Origin of the sequence: Micromonospora sp. M51 (genome assembly GCF_018070305.1) — a bacterium.
Lineage (GTDB): Bacteria > Actinomycetota > Actinomycetes > Mycobacteriales > Micromonosporaceae > Micromonospora > Micromonospora parva.
The window spans coordinates 1-1,417 of record NZ_JAGPXZ010001104.1 but is presented as its reverse complement, the minus strand read 5'-3'; the positions used below and the strand labels follow the sequence as shown (position 1 = coordinate 1,417).

1 protein-coding gene is annotated in these 1,417 nt (G+C 70.8%); it reads left to right on the top strand.

Annotated elements, in window-relative coordinates; translation table 11 throughout:
- Positions 1–256 precede the first annotated feature (256 nt).
- Positions 257–1,366, top strand: coding sequence for a ricin-type beta-trefoil lectin domain protein (locus KBX53_RS32825; protein ID WP_030335950.1), 1,110 nt, complete (start codon positions 257–259; stop codon positions 1,364–1,366).
- Positions 1,367–1,417 lie beyond the last annotated feature (51 nt).

Sequence of the window (1,417 nt, the reverse complement as noted above, 5' to 3'; positions counted from 1 at the left end):
GCCTACCCACCACAGCCGCACTCAGACTGCCACGCCAGCCGAGATCTGGCGGTTTCCGGGAGGTGCTGCCTCCACGGCGACGGGCCCGGGACCGCTCGGCGCAGCCAGCTCGGCGTTTGGCTCGCGTCCGCGCCGCAGTCGGTCCAGCCGGACGAATTGATTGTCCATCATCAATGAATGCGTCTGGAGTGGTCGTCGTTTCGGCGGGACAGGCACCGCTGACGGCCCGGACGACCTTCGAGGAGAGGGATCAACAATGCGATGGAACGCACGACGGGCCGCCGCGGGGGCCTTCGGGCTCGTCCTCGGCGCCGTGCTGGCGCTGACCCAGGTCGCACCCGCCCAGGCCGAGTCGAACGGCGGCGTACGCGTGATGCCACTCGGTGACTCGATCACCGATGGCTACAACGTTCCGGGCGGCTACCGGATCAACCTGTGGCAGCGGCTGGTCGGTGGCGGCTACACCGTCGACTTCGTCGGCTCGGGGTTCAACGGGCCGGCCAGTCTCGGTGACCACGACCACGAGGGCCACTCCGGCTGGCGCATCGACCAGCTCGACGCCAACATCGTCACCTGGTTGCGGGCCACCGACCCGCGTACGGTGCTGCTGCACATCGGCACCAACGACGTGAACCAGAACTACGACCTCGCCAACGCTCCGGCACGCCTCTCCGGTCTCATCGACAAGATCAGGTTGACGGCTCCGCTGGCGGACGTCTTCGTCGCCACCATCACCCCCGAATCCGACCCGAACCGGGAGGCGCGGGTGCAGGCGTACAACGCGGCGATCCCCGGCATCGTGGCGCAGAAGGGCAGCCGGGTGCACCTGGTCGACATGCACGCCGCGCTCACCACCACCGACCTCGCCGACGGCGTCCACCCGAACGCCGGCGGGTACGACAAGATGGCGGCCCGCTGGTACGCCGCGCTGCAGTCGGTGCCCGGCAGCCTGGTCCCGGCGGGCGGACCGCCGGTGGGCACCGCCGTCGGCCTGGTCAACCCCGCCTCCGGGCGGTGCCTGGACGTCTCCGGAGCCAGCACCACGACCGGTACCCCCACGATCATCTGGGACTGCCATGCGGGCACCAACCAGCGTTGGACCCGTACCGCCGCCGGGGAGCTGCGGGTCTACGGCGATCGGTGCCTGGACGTGAACGGCGCAGCGAGCGCCGACGGCACGAGGGTGCAGATCTGGACCTGCAACGGCACCGCCGCGCAGCGCTTTACGTTCCGGACGGACGGCACGATCGTGCTCACCTCCGCCGGCAAGTGCGTCAGCGTGACCTCCGCCGGGACGGCCAACGGCACGACCACGCAGCTCTGGACGTGTGACGGCACCGGCGCCCAGCGCTGGTCCGTCCGCTAGCGGACGCCCAGGGTCCGGCCCACGTCGTACCCCGGCGGGGCCGGCCCTGGG

Coding starts and splice junctions, on each gene's coding strand:
- KBX53_RS32825 (WP_030335950.1), top strand. CDS start 257: ATGCGATGGAACGCACGACGGGCCGCCGCGGGGGCCTTCGGGCTCGTC.